Raw genomic sequence first — 18206 nt, 5'->3', positions numbered from 1 at the left:
GAGGCTTCTTAAGTTAAAGCTAGTTACCAAATGAGGGACTTACCACATCAGGTCGTCTGGGATCACATAATCTGCGTATGGGTCGTCTTCTTCCACCACTTGGGTGGCATCTTCTGCCTGCCACAGGTAACCACACCAGTCGGGCACCAGCAGGTTAACCCGTTCTGCCAACTTATGGGGAACCAGGTAGCTCACCTCTTCGTGCCGAACTATCCCTAACTGGCCGTTGAGTAGTTGGCTCTGCAGTTTTTCGTTCACGTACAGGCTAAAGATCTTAGTGCCTAGGGTGTAGTTAAACTTAACTTCGGCATCCTTTGGCGGCTCGATGGCGCAGCGCTTAAATTCGGTGATTAGCCCGCGCACCTGGCCCTTCTCCGTCGCCTCGGCGAAGCGTTGCTCGTTTAGCGCCTTATCCTTATCGATCTGCGCCTGTTTCTTTGCGGCGATCTCTTGTTTTAACGCCTCTGAGCCATCATCGACCTTAGCTTTACGATCGCGACGCTTCTGGGTCTTGGCATCGCGAACTTTCTGTTTGCTGACCAGGCCAGCCTTGAGCAACTGCTCTTGAAATGGGTTTGCCATCTTTCTTCTCACTCATTGGGCAACACTATCTGCGCTACCTACTTCTCTTTCGGTTGTTGGGCCATTTTGCCTAATTGACTCATGGCCATGCTGGCGCCGCCGAGGGACCAACCGCCATCTACTGGCAACACGGTACCGGTAATGTAACTGGCCATGGGTGAAGCGATAAACATCACCGCATTGGCAATATCATCCGTGCTGCCGTTTCGCTTAAGGGGCACGCTTTGGGCGACGGCCTGTTGCAGCGCATCGCTGGGGGCCAGGCGGTTGAAACCTTCTGTGCCGCTGATGGGACCGGGCACTATGGAGTTAACCCTGATCCCCTCGACACCCCACTCGAGTGCCAGACTCTTGGTCAGCATGTCGACGCCAGCCTTGGCCGCGCTCACATGGGACTGCATCGGCATGGCAATATAGGCCTGAGGCGCCGAGATCTGTACTATGGCGCCGCCGGGGCGACGCATCAAGGGATAGGCCTGCTTGAGCACCTGAAAACTGCCCAGCAGATCGATATCCATCACCGACTTGAAGCCGTTTTCGGAAAGCTCTGCCGCCGTCGCCGGGAAGTTTCCGGCCGCGCCACTGACCAGCACATCCAATTGGCCATAGGCATGGGCTATCTGCTTAAAACCAGCCTTTAGCGCGTCGAGATCCCGCACATCGAAGGCGACGCCAAGCATCTTACCTTGACCGTTAATCTCGCGCAGTGCCTCTACGGCCGCATCGACCTTTTCCTGACGGCGGCTGGCCACGGCAACGTTAGCGCCCGCCTTGGCAAAAGCCTTGGCGATACCCAGGTTAATGCCACTGGTACCGCCCACTACAAAGACGTTTTTCCCTCGATAATCGAACATCTTCTTTCCCTGTCTAATAAAACCTTAAGAATTAAATTAGGAGGCTCGAAGTGTCAGGTCAAGCTATTTAAGCGATGCATGGATCTCGGTCAATGCCGCTAGTGGATTAGCCACCTTGGTGATAGGACGGCCAATCACCAGGTAATCAGAACCCGCTGCAAGCGCCTGCGTCGGCGTCATCACGCGGTGCTGATCGCCCTTGTCGCTGCCGGCTGGGCGAATCCCCGGCGTAACCAACTTAAAGTCGGCGCCAAATTCGGCCTTTAGCATGCTGGCTTCCTGGGCGGAACAGACGATGCCGTTCAGTCCAGCCTGTTTGGTGAGGCTTGCCAGACGCTTAACATGCTCGGCCGCTGGCACATTGATGCCAAGCAGTGCAAGCTCTTCGTCGCTCATTGAGGTCAGTACCGTCACGGCGATCAGCAGCGGCGCCTTGTCGCCATAAGGAAGCAGCGCCTCGCGAGCTGCCTGCATCATGGCCAGGCCACCGCTGGCATGCACGTTGGTCATCCACACCCCTAGCTCTGCCGCTGCGGCGACGGCCTTGGCAACGGTGTTCGGAATGTCGTGGAATTTGAGATCCAGGAAGAGGTCAAAGTCACGACTGTGGATCTCTTTGACCAACTCAGGGCCAAAGAGGGTGAACATCTCTTTGCCTATCTTGAGGCGGCACATGTTGGGGTCTAGCTGATCGATGAGCTGCAAAGCTTCGGATTTATTATCGTAATCTAGCGCCACTATAATAGGTTTGTTGCTCATGCTGTTCTCCTGTTGCTTTGCATTTTATTGTCTATTTACTCCCCGTCGAGTCCGCGGATCCGCTTAATGGTGCCCCAACTTTTACAGGAAGGGCAATGCCAGTAGAGGGTGTGGGACGGGAAACCACACTCGATACAGCGGTAACTGGGACGGAATTTTATCTGCTGCTCGACTAGTTCGGCGAGCATGTTCAAACTCTGTTTTGCCTGACCATCTTCGGCGTGTTGGATCTGCATCTTCATCAGATGCTGGAAACTCTTCATGGTCGGATGGCGATAGAGGCCATCGAGAATCAACTTCTCGGCGTCTTGGGTTTCTCCCTGAATGATCATCTGCTGCGCCAGAGTGATGGCCACACTCGCGCCAGCCCCCTGCTCTAACGCTTCGCGTAGCAGTTCACGATAGGCGCCGAGATCCTCGGTCGATTGATAAACTTCTTTGGCGATGGCGAGCGCCTCGGGAAAGAGTTCGATATCGGCTTCTTTCAGGCGGCAGAGCATCTCCTTGGCGCGGCCAAATTCCTGCTGAGCGAGGAACAGCTTGGCGCTGGTTAACATGGCGCGGCCACACTGGGGATCTTGCTTTATCGCCTGTGCCAGGTGTTTAAGCTTGAGCTCGCTGTCGCTGGCCTCATCGGCAAGCTCACAATAGAGATGGGCCTGCAGGTGTTTGAGCGATTGCTGACGCTTACGTTTGAGGCTCTTGATAATATCTATTGCCTTCTGCCAGTCTTTGGTCACCTGGTAGATGGCGATCAGCTGATCTTCAGCCTCTTCGCTGTGATCTTCCTGGCGAACCAGATTAAGGAAGATCTCCTCGGCCCTGTCGTAGAAGCCGGCGGCCAGATAGTCTTTGCCCAGCTCCATCATGGCGATGTCACGCTGTTCGGTTGTCAGAGTTGGGCGGGCAATCAGGTTTTGGTGAATACGAATCGAGCGGTCTACCTCGCCTCGCTTGCGAAACAAAGAGCCGAGGGAGAGATGGGTATCTATGGTGTCATCATCCACGTCCAGCATGGAGATAAAGAGATCGACCGCCTTGTCCGATTCGTTAGACAGAAGGAAATTCAGGCCGGTAAAGTAATCACGGCTTAACTGCTTACGTTTACTATTCTGCTTATGCCTGATACTACGGCGACCCATGTACCAACCGTAACCGGCGGCTATGGGTAACAACAGAAACAGAATCTCTAACATATTAAGCGTTTACTTCCTTCGCTTGATGTTCGATTTGGGTAGATGGGGGGAGTATCTCAACCGGTAACTTGGCTTCTAACTGCTCTAATTTTTTGTTGGCCTTGCGCAGTTGCAGCCTTACCTTAGTAATATGGTAGATGGCAAACAGCCAGCTAACCAGGAAGCCCGCCAGAAACACCACGCCGAGCACGACAGGCAACCGATATTCACCCTGAGCGACAAAATAACTGATGGTCACCAGCTGTTCGTTGCGTGCACCAAACAATAAAGCCAAGACGAAAAACAGGGCGACAAGCACGGTCGCGATAAATGACTTCACGTTACTCTCCATAAACCCGTGGTGGTGGGTTGATTATCCAAGAAATTTAGCGAACTAGCTAGCCATACCTAGAATTTAGGCATAAAAAAACCTCCTTTCGGAGGCTTTTAAAACAATGTCATTTACGAGTTGATAGCATCAACGCGCTCACGCAGTTCTTTGCCAGGCTTAAAGTGCGGTACATACTTGCCTTCCAGCTCAACTGAAGTGCCAGTCTTAGGATTACGGCCTGTACGTGGTGCACGATAATGAAGGGAAAAACTACCAAAGCCACGGATCTCGATACGGTCACCGCCTTCCAATGTCGTTGCCATCTGCTCCAACATCTCTTTAATAGCGCTTTCTACTTCTTTTGCCGACAGCTGCGACTGCCTAGTGGCAAGTTTTTCGATCAGTTCGGATTTAGTCATCCTGTACCCTCTATAATCAAGCCAAACACAGTCACCTAGCGGGGATGTTACCATCCCCGAACTTCAGGCGAATTATTTGCGAGCCGCTTTGAACGCTTCAGCCATGGCATTGCTCATAGCAACGTCATCTTGCTTGTTCAAGTTAGCCATCGCTTCCTTCTCATCAGCTTCGTCTTTCGCGCGGATAGACAGGCTGATAGAACGGTTCTTGCGATCAACACCCATGAACTTAGATTCAACAGTGTCACCTACTGAGTATACAGTAGATGCATCTTCGATGCGCTCACGAGAGATGTCAGAAACACGTAGGTAACCTTCTACAGTTTCAGCCAACTCGATAGTAACGCCTTTCGCGTCTACTGCAGTAACAGTACCAGTTACGATAGCACCTTTCTTCTTATCTGCAAGATAAGCGTTGAATGGATCGTCTTCAGTCTGCTTAACGCCTAGGCTGATACGCTCACGCTCTGGGTCAACTGACAGTACAACTGCGCTGATTTCGTCGCCTTTCTTGTAGTCAGATACGGCTTCTTCGCCAGTACCGTTCCAAGAAATGTCAGACAGGTGAACGAGACCGTCGATGCCGCCGTCTAGACCGATGAAGATACCGAAGTCAGTGATAGACTTGATCTTACCAGTAACCTTGTCGCCTTTCGCGTAACGCTCTGCGAAATCATCCCATGGGTTAGTCTTACATTGCTTCAGACCTAGAGAAATACGACGACGCTCTTCATCGATGTCCAGAACTAGAACTTCAACTTCATCACCTAGGTTAACAACCTTAGATGGGTGGATGTTCTTGTTAGTCCAATCCATTTCAGAAACGTGTACCAGACCTTCAACGCCTTCTTCGATTTCAACGAAGCAGCCGTAGTCAGTTAGGTTAGTTACGCGACCAGTCAACTTAGTGTTTTCTGGGTAGCGCTTGCTGATTTCTAACCATGGGTCTTCGCCAAGTTGCTTAAGACCTAGTGAAACACGAGTGCGCTCACGATCGTACTTAAGTACTTTAACGTTGATTTCGTCACCAACGTTTACGATTTCAGATGGGTGCTTAACGCGCTTCCAAGCCATATCTGTGATATGTAGAAGACCGTCAACGCCACCTAGGTCAACGAATGCACCGTAGTCAGTCAGGTTCTTAACGATACCCTTAACTGCTTGACCTTCTTGTAGGTTTTCAAGTAGCGCATCACGCTCTGCACTGCTTTCAGATTCGATAACAGCACGACGAGAAACAACAACGTTGTTACGCTTCTGGTCTAGCTTGATAACCTTGAATTCTAGTTCTTTGTTTTCTAGGTGAGCAGTGTCGCGAACTGGGCGAACGTCAACTAGAGAACCTGGTAGGAATGCACGGATACCGTTTAGTTCAACGGTGAAACCGCCTTTAACCTTACCATTGATGACACCGATTACAGTTTCAGCATCTTCGTAAGCTTTTTCTAGAACGATCCAAGCTTCGTGGCGCTTAGCTTTCTCACGAGAAAGTTGAGTTTCACCGAAACCATCTTCAACAGAGTCAAGGGCTACGTCAACTTCATCACCAACAGCGATTTCTAGAACGCCTTGAGCGTTTTTGAATTGGTCAGCTGGGATTGGGCTTTCAGACTTAAGACCAGCGTCAACCAGTACCATACCGTTCTGGATTGATACTACAGTACCACGAACGATAGAACCTGGACGGAACTCAAGTTGTTGAAGGGATTGTTCAAATAGATCAGCAAAAGATTCAGTCATGTTAATTTACTTTAAGTAATAAACCACGGCCCATCCTAGACGTGGAGTCAGATTAATCATTTGTCGCATCCATGTGACAAATCGTAACGACCCTGCTCCCTAGAGAACAAGATCAGGTAATTTTTCTTTGATGTGAGAGAGCGCAAGCTCAACTACTTCATCAATGCCTATGCCAGTCGTATCGATCACCAGCGCATCCTCGGCAGGAACCAGAGGAGCGACCGGGCGATTCATATCACGCTCATCGCGTTCAACGACCTCGGCCAAAAGACGGTCGATATTAACATCGAAGCCCTTGTCCTGCAACTGATTATAGCGCCTTTGGGCCCTTTCCTCAGCTGACGCGGTTAAATAAAGTTTAGCTGGAGTTGTGGGAAAAACGACCGTGCCCATATCGCGACCATCGGCAATCAAACCTGGCGCCTCGGCAAAGGCGCGCTGACGACGAAGAAGCGCCTCTCGAACGCGGGGGAAAGCCGCGACTTTTGAGGCTGCATTCGAGCACTCCTGGCTACGGATGGCGTGGGATACATCCTCGCCTTCCAGGACCACTTTAATGCCATTGCCATTAGCCGTAATGAATTGCACATCTAAATGCGCGGCTAACAGGGCCAGCGAGGCTTCGTTATCTAACTCGACGTTGTGGTGAATTGCCGCGAGGGCCAAGACACGATATATGGCACCGCTATCAAGCAGCTTCCATCCTAAACGCGAAGCAAGTATTTGACTAATAGTGCCTTTACCTGCACCGCTTGGGCCGTCAATAGTGACGATGGGAGCCCGTTGTGACATATGATTCTCCAAATTAAATCTATCTTCCCTAAAGATCCTGAATGTCGTCCACGAAAAAACTGCGCGCGCATTATAAACTAAAAGCAATCATAAAGCGGCAAAAAGTTACGAATTAACATAATTGGATCACTTATTATCGCGGGTCAAAAGCACTGACCCGCGATGAGAGACTGCGTCTACTGGGCAAGCGCCGCAAACTGGGCGAAGTAGTCCGGGAAGGTCTTGGAGGTACAATCGGGATCGTTAATGGTAATGCCACAATCGGCAAAGGCCATCAGCGAAAAACACATAGCCATGCGATGATCGTTATAGGTATCGATATCGGCCGTATTTAACTGAGCCGGCGCCGTGACGCGAATATAATCATGGCCCTCTTCTACCTCTGCGCCGACTTTACGCAGCTCGGTGGCCATGGCAGCGAGACGGTCCGTCTCCTTGATACGCCAGTTGTAGATATTACGCAGCGTCGTAGTGCCTGTGGCAAACAGCGCTGCTGTCGCTATGGTCATGGCAGCATCCGGGATATGATTCATGTCGAGATCCACCCCATGTAGCGGCGCGCTTCTGGCGATGATGAAATCATCGCCCCACTCTATCTCTGCGCCCATGGCTTCGAGCACGTCGGCAAACTTAACATCCCCTTGAATGCTTTTCAGCCCAACGCCGGTGACCTTAACCTCACCGCCCTGAATGGCTCCAGCTGCCAAGAAATATGAGGCCGATGAGGCGTCTCCTTCAACCAGCACTGTGCCGGGAGACACATATTTCTGGCCTGCAGGAATCTCGAAGCGCTGATAGTCATGATTAATAACCGTTACACCAAACTGCGCCATCAACGCGATTGTGATGTCGATATAAGGCTTGGAGACCAGTTCGCCTTTAATCTTGATATTCACCTGATCCTTGGCAAGGGGCGTCACCATCAGCAGTGCGGTTAAAAACTGGCTAGACAGGTCGCCTGCGATCTCAACATCGCCGCCATTGAGTCCGGTCGCATTAATCGTCAGTGGCGGAAAGCCAGGCTGTTTCAAATAGCGGATGTCGGCGCCCAGTGTATTAAGGGCATCGACCAGGTCTCCAATGGGACGCTCCTCCATTCGCGGCTCACCGGTTAAGGTAAATTCGCCGCTGCCTAGGGTCAGCGCAGCACATAAGGGGCGCATCGCCGTACCGGCATTACCGAGAAACAGTGTCTGGGCTGTGTCGCTATTTATCACGCCGCCCAGCCCCTCGAGTTCGCAAACCCGGTTATTGTCAGATAATTGATAATTAACCCCGAGCTGCTTGAGGGCAGTAAGCATGTGACGAATGTCGTCAGAATCGAGCAGATTGGTCAGTCGGGTTTTCCCTTCAGCTAAGGTCGCCAATAACAGGGCGCGGTTAGAGATACTCTTAGAACCGGGAATATTCACGGTACCATGAACCTTAGATATGGGATCGAGTCGTAGTTGTTTCATTAATCACTTCTTAATTGGTTGCAGCCCAGATAGACCGCGGATTATTGATACTGTTAGATACTAAAAACTTGCCATCACGACAAAATGGCCATCTGCTCAATAGACCTGAGCCTCGTGGTTATAAAATTACTGATTGAGGCGGACTATTCAACCCTTTTTTACGATTTATGGCCTTTAATGAGTAATTTTCTTTCTTAGCACTTTGCATGCCCACAAAAAATCACCAAAAATAGACCCGTCTGTCGCCACTGGCATGAAAATTTGCCAAGTTTATGTTTCGATAAAATCTCGCCTTGCGCTGTAAATTCCGCGCAAAATTAGTTTATCCTAAGGCTACGCACAGCGAAGGCCATTTAGGGCCTATAACAAGACATAAGGTAGTTGGAGCCATGTTCGAGAATCTTTCCCCTATGCCCGCCGATCCTATCCTAGGGCTAATGACTAAATTCCGTGAAGATCCCCATGCAAACAAGGTGGATCTCGGTGTAGGTGTATACAAGGATGAAGCGGGAAACACCCCGATTTTAGCCTGTGTCAAACGCGCCGAGCAGCACCGTATCGACACAGAGGCAACCAAAGTTTACATTGGCCCAACAGGTTCTCCAGCCTTTAACCAGCTGATGGGCGAACTGGCATTTGGCCAGGACAACCCTGCGCTGCTAGCCGATCGCATTCGCACCGTATCGACTCCGGGCGGTACGGGCGCCCTGCGCGTCGCGGCCGATTTCATTAAACGCGTTAATCCAAATAGTGTGATCTGGGTAAGCGACCCCACCTGGGCCAACCACACGGGTCTGTTTGAGGCGGCCGGTATTAAGGTTAAGACCTACCCTTACTACGACTATCAAAACAAGACTCTTAAATTTGACGAGATGCTGGCGGCCCTTTCCCAGATTGGCGCCGATGATGTGGTTTTGTTCCACGCCTGCTGTCATAACCCAAGCGGCATGGACCTCACTAACGAGCAGTGGGATCAGGTGATCGCGCTGACCAAGCAACAGGGGTTCACACCGCTCATCGACATGGCCTACCAAGGCTTTGGCGATGGTGTCGATGAAGATGCCTACGGCGTGCGCCAGATGGCTGCTAACGTCGATGACATGATCCTGTGTAGCTCTTGCTCGAAAAACTTCGGCCTCTATCGTGAGCGTATCGGAGCCTGTTCTATCGTCGGCAAAGACAGCCATTCGGCCAATGTGGCCTATTCGGTGCTGCTCTATGTGGTGCGCTGCATCTACTCTATGCCGCCGGCTCATGGCGCCGCCATCGTCGAGACGATTCTGGGCTCCAGCGAGCTTAAACAGCAATGGCTAGATGAGTTGAAGGTCATGCGCGATCGCATTAACGGCAACCGCGCCATGCTGGTCAATAAGCTGATCGAAAAAGGCGTCACCCGAGACTTTAGCTTTATCGCCAAGCAAAAAGGTATGTTCTCCTTCCTCGGCGTTACCCCAGAGCAAGTCGCTAAGCTTCAAGCAGATCACAGCATCTATATGGTCGATTCGAGCCGTATCAGCATCGCTGGTATTGGTGAAGGCAATGTGGACTATCTGGCGGAGTCTATCGCCAAGGTGTTGTAATACAGCTTGAAAACTCATAAAAAAGGGGACCATCTGGTCCCCTTTATGTTTTGATGTTTTTTTAAAGCTAAGCCGCGTATTTATCGGCGAAGGCTTTCATGAATCTCACCAAGGCCTCAACACCCACTAATGGCATGGCATTGTAGAGGCTGGCGCGCATACCGCCGACACTGCGATGACCCTTTAGCGCCACTAAGCCTGCGGCCTTAGCTTCCGCCAAAAACTGCTCGTTTAACGACTCATCTTTCAGATAGAAGGTCACGTTCATTTTCGATCGGTTAGCAACCGCGACGCGGTTTTCATAGAAATCGCCGCTGTCGATATAGGCATAAAGCGTCTTAGCTTTATGATCATTGACCTTGGCAACCTCTGCCACCCCACCCTGTGCCTTAAGCCATTTGAAGACTTCGGCAGCCAGATACCAGGCAAAGGTCGGAGGCGTGTTAAACATGGAGTCATGTTTTACCGCAAGGCGATAGTCCATGATAGATGCTTGGGTGAGCTGCGGATACGCGAGTAAGTCGTCGCGAACGATGACGATGCTTAAGCCAGATGGTCCGATATTCTTCTGGGCGCCGGCATAGATGAGTCCATAACGGCTGACATCTATCTCGCGAGACATGATATTTGAGGACATGTCGGCAACAATCGGCCAAGGTGAATTAATCTCTTCAAAAATTTCGATGCCATCTACCGTCTCATTTGGGCAGTAGTGCAGATAACGATAATCTTGTTTGATTTCGTTAAGATCTGGCACCACGATACGGCTGATACCATTGACTTTTTCGACAATGTTTAACGTATCTATCTGCGCGTCGCCGGCCAGTTTCTTGGCTTCTTCGACCGCCGCAGATGACCAGCTGCCATCGACCAGATAGAGGGCCTTACCCTGTTCACCTAATAAATTATTCACGACTGCGGCGAACTGTCCGCGACCGCCACCATGCATAAATAGCACATGGTAGTTGCTGGGAATATTCATCAAATCTCTGATGTCGGCCTCGGCCTGTTCGGTAAGCGCGATAAACTCTTTACTACGATGGCTTATCTCCATTACGGAGACACCCTGCCCGTTCCAATCCAATAACTCCTCTTGTGCTTTTTGCATCACGGGCTGAGGTAACATGGCCGGCCCTGCACAGAAATTATATGTCGCGCTCACTGCTTTCTCCTTTGCTCTTCTTTCAACTGTGTTGCGTCAGATTAAATGCCATTGGCGTATTTTATTATCGGGTTTCACTTGCCAAAACAAAACGAGCGTCCATAAGGACGCCCGTTAATTTCGTTAAACGTTATTCATTTGGCTCAACGTCTGGCTCGGCCTCGGGCGCTTCGCCTTCGACTTGATGCTCTTCGACAGTATCCGTGATGATAGGGTTGCCCTCTTCGTCAAACTCCTGTTCATCCTGGATCTCGTCGATACGCTGCAGCCCAACGACCGTCTCGTCGGTTGCCGTACGGATAATGGTCACACCTTGAGTGTTACGACCAATAGTCGATACGCCAGATGCCGGTGTACGAACCAGGGTACCCTTATCGCTGATCAACATGATCTCGTCGTTTTCGAGTACTTGTACCGCCCCGACGACGGCGCCGTTACGCTCGCTCACCTTGATCGATACTACCCCCTTGGTCGCGCGGCTCTTAGCTGGGTATTCATCCAGCTCGGTACGCTTACCATAGCCGTTCTCGGTAACGGTCAGGATAGCTCCGTCGTTCTTAGGTACGATGAGCGAGACTACGCTCTGGCCATCTTCGAGCTTGATACCGCGAACACCTGTTGCGGTGCGGCCCATGCCACGAACCTGATCTTCGCTAAAGCGAACAACCTTACCTTCGTTAGAGAAGAGCATTACCTCGTTGTCACCGTTAGTGATGTCGACACCGATCAGCTGATCGCCATCTTTCAGGTTCACGGCGATGATACCATTGGCTCTCGGACGAGAGTATTGATCCAGCGAGGTCTTCTTCACGGTGCCGTGAGAGGTCGCCATGATCACATATTTGTCGGCGTCATATTCACGCACCGGCAAGATAGCGGTGATGCGCTCACCTTCTGCCAGCGGCAGCAGGTTGATGATAGGACGACCACGGGCCTGACGACTTGCCAGCGGCAGTTGGTACACCTTGAGCCAGTACATCTTACCGAAGTCAGAGAAACACAAGATGGTATCGTGGGTGTTGGCAACCAGCAGTTTCTCGACGAAATCTTCATCCTTCACCTTAGTCGCGGCCTTACCCTTACCACCACGGCGCTGGGCCTGGTAATCGCTCAATGGTTGATACTTGGCGTAACCCAGATGCGACAGGGTCACTACCACATCTTCTTCGTTGATCAGATCTTCGAGGCTGATGTCGACCGCAGAGGCGTTAAGCTCGGTGCGGCGCTCATCGCCAAACACTTCCAGCACTTCCTGAAGCTCTTCTTTAATCACTTCCATCAGACGCTCAGGGCTGCGGAGGATATATAGCAGAGCAGCGATTAGCTCTAGCAGCTCTTCATATTCGCTTAGGATCTTCTCATGTTCCAAACCGGTCAGCTTATGCAGACGCAAGTCTAGAATCGCCTGAGCCTGTTGTTCGGTCAGGTAGTAGAGACCATCACGAATACCGAATTCTGCCGACAGCCACTCAGGACGCGCCGCATCATCACCGGCCTTCTCCAGCATGCCTTGTACATTGCCAAGGGCCCAGCCTTGAGAAACCAGCTTTGTCTTGGCTTCGGCCGGTGTTGGCGATGCCTTGATAAGTGCGATGATAGGGTCGATGTTAGCCAGTGCAATCGCCAGTGCTTCAAGGATATGAGCACGTTCGCGAGCCTTACGCAGTTCGAATACGGTACGACGGGTCACCACTTCACGACGGTGAAGGATGAAGCACTCGAGCATCTCTTTAAGGTTAAACAGCTTAGGCTGACCATTGGTCAGGGCCACCATGTTGATACCGAAAGAGGTTTGCAGCTGAGTCTGGGCATACAGGTTGTTGAGGATCACCTCACCCACTTCGCCACGCTTCACTTCGATAACGATACGCATACCGTCTTTGTCAGACTCGTCGCGCAGGCCACTGATGCCTTCGATCTTCTTATCTTTTACCAGCTCGGCGATCTTCTCGATCAGACGCGCCTTGTTCACCTGATACGGGATCTCGGTAACGATAATGCGCTCACGACCGTTGTCTTCAGTCTCAACGGTTGCGCGGGCACGCATGACCGCCTTACCACGACCCGTCTTATAGGCATCTTCGATACCCTTACGGCCGTTGACGATCGCCGCCGTTGGGAAATCTGGCCCTGGAATATGTTCCATCAACTGCTCGATAGAGAGACTTGGCTCATCGATCAGTGCCAAACAGCCGGAGATCACTTCTGACAGGTTATGAGGAGGAATGTTGGTCGCCATACCTACGGCTATGCCCGATGAGCCGTTTACCAGCAGGGCCGGAATACGGGTTGGCAATACCGCTGGGATCTGCTCAGTACCATCATAGTTAGGTACGTAGTCGACGGTTTCTTTCTCTAGGTCAGCCAGCAGTTGATGCGCCAACTTGTCCATACGAATTTCGGTATAACGCATGGCCGCCGCAGCGTCACCATCGACCGAACCAAAGTTACCCTGACCATCGACCAAGGTGTAGCGCATAGAGAAAGGCTGCGCCATACGAACGATAGTGTCGTAAACCGCAGAGTCACCGTGTGGGTGATATTTACCGATAACATCACCGACGACACGCGCCGACTTTTTATAAGGTTTGTTCCAATCGTTCTTCAACTCGTTCATCGCGAATAATACGCGGCGATGAACCGGCTTTAGACCGTCACGTACATCGGGTAACGCACGGCCAACGATCACGCTCATGGCGTAATCCAAATATGAATTCTTTAATTCGTCTTCAATATTAATTGGTGTTATAGATGAAGCCAGATCAGTCATAAACTGCTCGATCCCTTGAAATTTAGCCGACAAAATACTGCTTAAAAACCAGGCAATATTTTACCAAGCCTGAAAACGTGATTTGGCATTCTAACACAGATATTTAAAGGCGCTAGACCCTATTGAAATTTCACGCCAAATATCTGTTTACGACCCAAAACCCCGCCTCGTTTTGACCAAGATGAGCGCTTTAACAGCAATCTGATGACAAAGCAGACATTTTCGCCGGGTTCTCCTTTGTTTATCTAAGGCGATGGGTATAATAGCTACATCATTTATTCCCTTCAGAGGACTCTCCGTGTCTAACCTTTCTGAGACAAATTTTTCTGAGACTAGTAATGCCAATGTCGATCCACAAGAAATCGCTAAGTTTGAGAAGATGGCTGCCACTTGGTGGGATCCCGAAGGAGAATTTAAACCCATCCATAAGCTCAATCCCCTGAGACTGAACTATATCGATCAAGCCGTCGGCGGTCTGTTTGGTAAGCGTGTGCTGGATGTCGGCTGTGGCGGCGGTATTCTCTCTGAGAGCATGGCACGTCTTGGCGCCAAGGTAGATGGGCTGGACATGGGCGCCGAGCCCCTCGATGTCGCGAAACTTCACGCCTTAGAGAGGGGCGTTGAGATCAACTATATCCAGGACACGGCGGAGCATCACAGAGACAGTCATCAGGGCCAGTATGATGTGGTCACCTGCATGGAGATGCTCGAACATGTGCCCGACCCTGCCTCTGTTATCAAGGCCTGTAGCGACATGGTTAAGCCTGGCGGCTATGTGTTCTTCTCGACCATTAACCGCAACATCAGAGCCTATGTAGAGACTGTGATTGGCGCCGAGTACCTGCTTAAGATGCTACCGGTAGGCACTCACGATCATAAGAAGTACATCAAGCCTGCCGAACTTATTGGCATGGCGGATGCGGTCGATCTCGAGTGCGTCGATGCGACCGGCATCACCTACAATCCGCTGACGGAGATCTTCCGCTACACCAAGTCGCTAGATGTCAACTATATGATCGCCACGGTTAAGCAGGATGACTGATCAAACCCTGCCTGGTGCTAACGCTGAAACGATTGATGGTAAGCGCACAGCGACTGAGCCAATAATAGCGACTAGGCCAATAAAAGGAGTGCTGTTTGATCTCGATGGCACCCTAGTGGATACGGCGCCGGATCTCGTGCTGGCGCTCAATCTGGCGCTAAAAGACTTTGGGCTGCCGAGCCAACATCTGGAAGATATTCGCTATGCGGCTTCCCATGGCAGCCTGGCATTAGTTAACGCCGCCCAGCCTCATCTTAATGATGAGGAAAAAGCGGCCATCCAGCAGGCGCTGCTTGAGCACTACCATAATGTTAACGGCCAAGAGGCCAAGCTTTTCGATGGCATGAGTGCCCTGCTCGAGCACCTCAGCGGCCAGCAGATCCCCTTCGGGGTGGTCACCAATAAGGCGGCGCGCTTTGCGCGGCCTTTGCTGCACAGACTCGCGTTAGCCAACAAGATGCCGGCCATCATCAGCGGCGACTCCACCACTCAGAGTAAACCCCATCCTGCGCCCATGCGTCTGGCAGCGTCGCAAATTGGCGTCAGCTGCCAAGGAATTCTCTACCTAGGCGATGCCAAACGTGACCTAGAGGCGGCTCGCAATAGCGACATGCTGGGGGGCATCGCCCATTGGGGTTATATTGGAAACAATGATCAGGCGCACCTCTGGCCGCACGACTTTGGCTTCGACACCCCGGTATCCGTGCTTGAACTCCTAAGACAGGGCTAAGTGGCGGTTAAGTCGTGCATAAGTCACGGTTAAGTCACAATTAAATGAGATGCATCACGTGCTCTGGAGCTAGGGCGTGTGACACATCAGTAAAAAGTCGTCGAAGCTGAGATCGCGATCCTTTTTCGACGCAAAAAGATCCCGGGGATCTGGCCAATATTTTAGCTTTCATGATAGGGCGAATCAGTCGCCTAAAACTTGACCCGCCGGTGCTATCGTAATTGAAAACAAGGGTTAAAGGTAAGCCGTTACTAACCCTTTGGTTTACCCCCAAGATATCCACAACTTGTCCCCTAAAAACCCGCTTGCAATATCCCACCAACCTCACTATCTTGTATCCTATAAAAGAAAAAACACCATATCTTGTGTATGGGCGGCGGTCGAAGCCACTAGAACTGCAGTAGTGCTCAGGTACTTTTTTTACATCTTCGATTGTTTTTACATGGAAACGTAGGGCGGAGTTTTCCCCTCCCAGCGATATTTAATTCAAGGCTTATCTTCAATGAACAGCAATATGCAAGTCACGAAGCGCAGTGGCGAACGTGAAACCATCGATCTCGATAAGATCCACCGAGTGATCACTTGGGCGGCCAAAGGACTGAATAACGTCTCAGTATCGGAAGTCGAATTACGTTCACACCTTCAGTTCTATGATGGAATCCCAACTGAAGCGATCCACGAAACCATTATTAAGGCCGCTGCCGACCTTATCTCGCCAGAGTCACCAGACTACCAGTTCCTCTCTGCACGTCTGGCCATCTTCCACCTGCGTAAGAAAGCCTTTGGTCAATTTGAGCCGCCTTCGCTTTACGACCATGTGGTGAAGTTGGTCGAGCTAGGTAAATATGACACGCATATTCTGAACGACTATAGCCGCGAAGAGTTAGACACGCTCGACAGCTATATCGATCACTGGCGCGACATGAACTTCTCTTATGCCGCTGTTAAGCAGTTGGAAGGTAAGTACCTGGTTCAAAACCGTGTGACTCACGAAGTCTACGAGAGTGCGCAATTCCTCTATATTCTGGTAGCGGCTTGTCTGTTCGCCAACTACCCGAGAGAGACGCGTCTTCAGTACGTTAAAGATTTCTATGACGCGACCTCGACCTTTAAGATCTCGCTACCGACACCTATCATGTCAGGTGTGCGTACACCTACTCGTCAGTTCAGCTCTTGCGTACTGATCGAGTGTGGCGACAGCTTAGACTCAATCAATGCGACCGCCTCTTCTATCGTGAAGTATGTGTCACAACGTGCAGGCATAGGGGTCAACGCAGGTCGTATTCGCGCGCTGGGCAGCCCAATTCGCGGCGGCGAGGCATTCCACACAGGTTGTCTGCCTTTCTATAAGTATTTCCAGACAGCGGTGAAGTCTTGCTCACAAGGCGGCGTTCGCGGCGGCGCGGCAACCCTCTTCTACCCTATGTGGCACCTGGAAGTTGAGTCTCTGCTGGTACTTAAGAACAACCGCGGCGTAGAAGACAACCGTATCCGTCACCTGGACTATGGCGTGCAGCTGAACAAGCTGATGTACCAACGTCTTATTCAGGGCGGCATGATCACCCTATTCAGTCCATCAGACGTTCCAGGCCTGTACGATGCCTTCTTCGAAGATCAGGCAGAGTTCGAGCGTCTGTATGTGAAGTATGAGCAGGATGAGAGCATACGTAAGAAGCAGATCAAGGCGGTAGAACTCTTCTCCCTGATGATGCAGGAGCGTGCCTCTACCGGTCGTATCTATATCCAGAACGTCGATCACTGTAATACCCACAGCCCGTTCGACGCTAAGGTTGCCCCGGTTCGTCAGTCGAACCTGTGTCTTGAGATCGCATTGCCGACCAAGCCGCTGAACAACATCGACGATCCCGATGGTGAGATCGCCCTGTGTACCCTATCTGCGTTGAACCTGGGTGCCATCAAGAAACTTGATGAGTTGGAAAGTCTGGCAGATTTGGCCGTGCGCGCGCTCGATAGCCTACTCGACTATCAGGACTACCCCATCGTCTCGGCGCACAAAGGCTCGATGAACCGTCGTACCTTGGGTATAGGCGTGATCAACTTTGCCAACTACCTGGCTAAAGAAGGCGTGCGCTACTCAGACGGCAGCGCCAACGGCATCACACACAAGACCTTCGAAGCGATCCAGTACTATCTGCTGAAGGCCTCGATGAATCTGGCGAAAGAGCAAGGCGCCTGCCCTGCCTTCCACGAGACCAATTACGCTAAGGGTATCCTGCCTATCGATACCTACAAGCGCGATCTCGATAAGATCTGTGACGAGCCTCTGCACATGGATTGGGAAACCCTGCGTGAGGAGATCAAGACTCACGGCCTGCGTAACTCGACCCTGTCAGCCCTGATGCCATCTGAGACCTCATCGCAGATCTCTAACGCGACTAACGGTATCGAGCCGCCACGTGGCCTGATCAGCGTTAAGGCCAGTAAGGATGGTCAGCTCAAGCAGGTGGTCCCTGATTTTGAGAAGTACCAGTACAGCTATGAGCTGCTGTGGCAGATGCCAGGCAACGAAGGTTACCTGCAGCTGGTCGGTTTGATGCAGAAGTTTGTTGACCAATCTATCTCGGCCAACACCAACTATGACCCAAGCCGCTTCCCTGGCGCCAAGGTACCTATGCAGGTGCTGCTAAAAGACCTGTTGACCGCATATAAATACGGTGTGAAGACACTTTACTATCACAACACGCGTGACGGTGCGTCAGACAAATATGACGATATCACCTCCATAGAGAAAGAAGACGATAGCTGCGCAGGCGGCGCATGTAAGATCTAACTCTACGTGTTTTAACCTTTTA

At 51.2% G+C, this 18206-nt stretch carries 15 protein-coding genes; 4 read left to right on the top strand and 11 right to left on the bottom strand.

Features of this window, described 5'->3' with window-relative positions:
- Positions 1–39: 39 nt before the first annotated feature.
- The 9 genes from K0J45_RS10015 to aroA all read right to left on the bottom strand — a co-directional run bounded on the left by K0J45_RS10015 (position 40) and on the right by aroA (position 8109).
- Positions 40–582, bottom strand: a complete 543-nt coding sequence (locus tag K0J45_RS10015) for a DUF2058 domain-containing protein (RefSeq protein ID WP_220045162.1) — start codon at positions 580–582, stop codon at positions 40–42.
- A gap of 38 nt (positions 583–620) precedes the next feature.
- On the bottom strand, positions 621–1436 hold the full coding sequence (locus K0J45_RS10010) for an SDR family oxidoreductase (protein WP_220045161.1): 816 nt from the start codon (positions 1434–1436) through the stop codon (positions 621–623).
- A gap of 63 nt (positions 1437–1499) precedes the next feature.
- Complete coding sequence (gene pyrF, locus K0J45_RS10005) at positions 1500–2195, bottom strand: orotidine-5'-phosphate decarboxylase (RefSeq protein WP_220045160.1); 696 nt, start codon at positions 2193–2195, stop codon at positions 1500–1502.
- Between the two features lie 35 nt (positions 2196–2230).
- On the bottom strand, positions 2231–3391 hold the full coding sequence (gene lapB, locus K0J45_RS10000) for a lipopolysaccharide assembly protein LapB (protein ID WP_220045159.1): 1161 nt from the start codon (positions 3389–3391) through the stop codon (positions 2231–2233).
- Position 3392: 1 nt separating this feature from the next.
- Complete coding sequence (locus K0J45_RS09995; protein ID WP_041407148.1) at positions 3393–3710, bottom strand: LapA family protein; 318 nt, start codon at positions 3708–3710, stop codon at positions 3393–3395.
- A 122-nt stretch (positions 3711–3832) separates the two neighbouring features.
- A complete protein-coding gene (gene ihfB, locus K0J45_RS09990) occupies positions 3833–4120 on the bottom strand; it encodes an integration host factor subunit beta (RefSeq protein ID WP_011865753.1) in 288 nt (95 codons plus the stop codon).
- Positions 4121–4192: 72 nt separating this feature from the next.
- Positions 4193–5860 (bottom strand): 30S ribosomal protein S1, encoded by a 1668-nt coding sequence (rpsA, locus tag K0J45_RS09985; RefSeq protein ID WP_011865752.1) that lies wholly within the window; start codon positions 5858–5860, stop codon positions 4193–4195.
- Positions 5861–5959: 99 nt separating this feature from the next.
- Complete coding sequence (gene cmk, locus K0J45_RS09980) at positions 5960–6652, bottom strand: (d)CMP kinase (protein ID WP_220045158.1); 693 nt, start codon at positions 6650–6652, stop codon at positions 5960–5962.
- 176 nt (positions 6653–6828) lie between these two features.
- Complete coding sequence (gene aroA, locus K0J45_RS09975; protein ID WP_220045157.1) at positions 6829–8109, bottom strand: 3-phosphoshikimate 1-carboxyvinyltransferase; 1281 nt, start codon at positions 8107–8109, stop codon at positions 6829–6831.
- 389 nt (positions 8110–8498) lie between these two features.
- Here aroA and K0J45_RS09970 point away from each other — a divergent pair, with 389 nt between their 5' ends.
- Positions 8499–9689, top strand: coding sequence for an amino acid aminotransferase (locus K0J45_RS09970; protein ID WP_011865749.1), 1191 nt, complete (start codon positions 8499–8501; stop codon positions 9687–9689).
- A gap of 67 nt (positions 9690–9756) precedes the next feature.
- On the opposite strand, the gene serC is transcribed toward K0J45_RS09970, so the two are convergent.
- Entirely contained in the window at positions 9757–10851 is a 1095-nt protein-coding gene (gene serC / locus K0J45_RS09965) for a 3-phosphoserine/phosphohydroxythreonine transaminase (RefSeq protein WP_220045156.1), read from the bottom strand.
- A gap of 130 nt (positions 10852–10981) precedes the next feature.
- Positions 10982–13621: a DNA topoisomerase (ATP-hydrolyzing) subunit A gene (gyrA, locus tag K0J45_RS09960; RefSeq protein ID WP_220045155.1), complete on the bottom strand. Its 2640-nt coding sequence runs from the start codon at positions 13619–13621 to the stop codon at positions 10982–10984.
- A 253-nt stretch (positions 13622–13874) separates the two neighbouring features.
- Between gyrA and ubiG the strand changes: the two genes are divergently transcribed.
- The 3 genes from ubiG to nrdA all read left to right on the top strand — a co-directional run bounded on the left by ubiG (position 13875) and on the right by nrdA (position 18184).
- Positions 13875–14663 (top strand): bifunctional 2-polyprenyl-6-hydroxyphenol methylase/3-demethylubiquinol 3-O-methyltransferase UbiG, encoded by a 789-nt coding sequence (gene ubiG, locus K0J45_RS09955; RefSeq protein ID WP_258406809.1) that lies wholly within the window; start codon positions 13875–13877, stop codon positions 14661–14663.
- Between the two features lie 64 nt (positions 14664–14727).
- Complete coding sequence (locus K0J45_RS09950) at positions 14728–15393, top strand: HAD family hydrolase (RefSeq protein WP_434086963.1); 666 nt, start codon at positions 14728–14730, stop codon at positions 15391–15393.
- A 502-nt stretch (positions 15394–15895) separates the two neighbouring features.
- Positions 15896–18184, top strand: coding sequence for a class 1a ribonucleoside-diphosphate reductase subunit alpha (gene nrdA / locus K0J45_RS09945; protein WP_220045152.1), 2289 nt, complete (start codon positions 15896–15898; stop codon positions 18182–18184).
- Positions 18185–18206: the final 22 nt, after the last annotated feature.

The sequence above is a fragment of the Shewanella alkalitolerans genome, from assembly GCF_019457575.1.
Taxonomy (GTDB): Bacteria; Pseudomonadota; Gammaproteobacteria; order Enterobacterales; family Shewanellaceae; genus Shewanella; species Shewanella loihica.
This window is presented reverse-complemented; position numbering and strand designations above follow the sequence as displayed.

Excerpts from the sequence above, each read along its gene's own strand:
- cmk (WP_220045158.1), bottom strand. The coding sequence starts at position 6,652 with ATGTCACAACGGGCTCCCATCGTCACTATTGACGGCCCAAGCGGTGCA.
- aroA (WP_220045157.1), bottom strand. The coding sequence starts at position 8,109 with ATGAAACAACTACGACTCGATCCCATATCTAAGGTTCATGGTACCGTG.
- K0J45_RS09970 (WP_011865749.1), top strand. The coding sequence starts at position 8,499 with ATGTTCGAGAATCTTTCCCCTATGCCCGCCGATCCTATCCTAGGGCTA.
- ubiG (WP_258406809.1), top strand. The coding sequence starts at position 13,875 with ATGGGTATAATAGCTACATCATTTATTCCCTTCAGAGGACTCTCCGTG.
- K0J45_RS10015 (WP_220045162.1), bottom strand. The coding sequence starts at position 582 with ATGGCAAACCCATTTCAAGAGCAGTTGCTCAAGGCTGGCCTGGTCAGC.
- lapB (WP_220045159.1), bottom strand. The coding sequence starts at position 3,391 with ATGTTAGAGATTCTGTTTCTGTTGTTACCCATAGCCGCCGGTTACGGT.
- pyrF (WP_220045160.1), bottom strand. The coding sequence starts at position 2,195 with ATGAGCAACAAACCTATTATAGTGGCGCTAGATTACGATAATAAATCC.
- gyrA (WP_220045155.1), bottom strand. The coding sequence starts at position 13,621 with ATGACTGATCTGGCTTCATCTATAACACCAATTAATATTGAAGACGAA.
- K0J45_RS10010 (WP_220045161.1), bottom strand. The coding sequence starts at position 1,436 with ATGTTCGATTATCGAGGGAAAAACGTCTTTGTAGTGGGCGGTACCAGT.
- nrdA (WP_220045152.1), top strand. The coding sequence starts at position 15,896 with ATGAACAGCAATATGCAAGTCACGAAGCGCAGTGGCGAACGTGAAACC.
- rpsA (WP_011865752.1), bottom strand. The coding sequence starts at position 5,860 with ATGACTGAATCTTTTGCTGATCTATTTGAACAATCCCTTCAACAACTT.
- ihfB (WP_011865753.1), bottom strand. The coding sequence starts at position 4,120 with ATGACTAAATCCGAACTGATCGAAAAACTTGCCACTAGGCAGTCGCAG.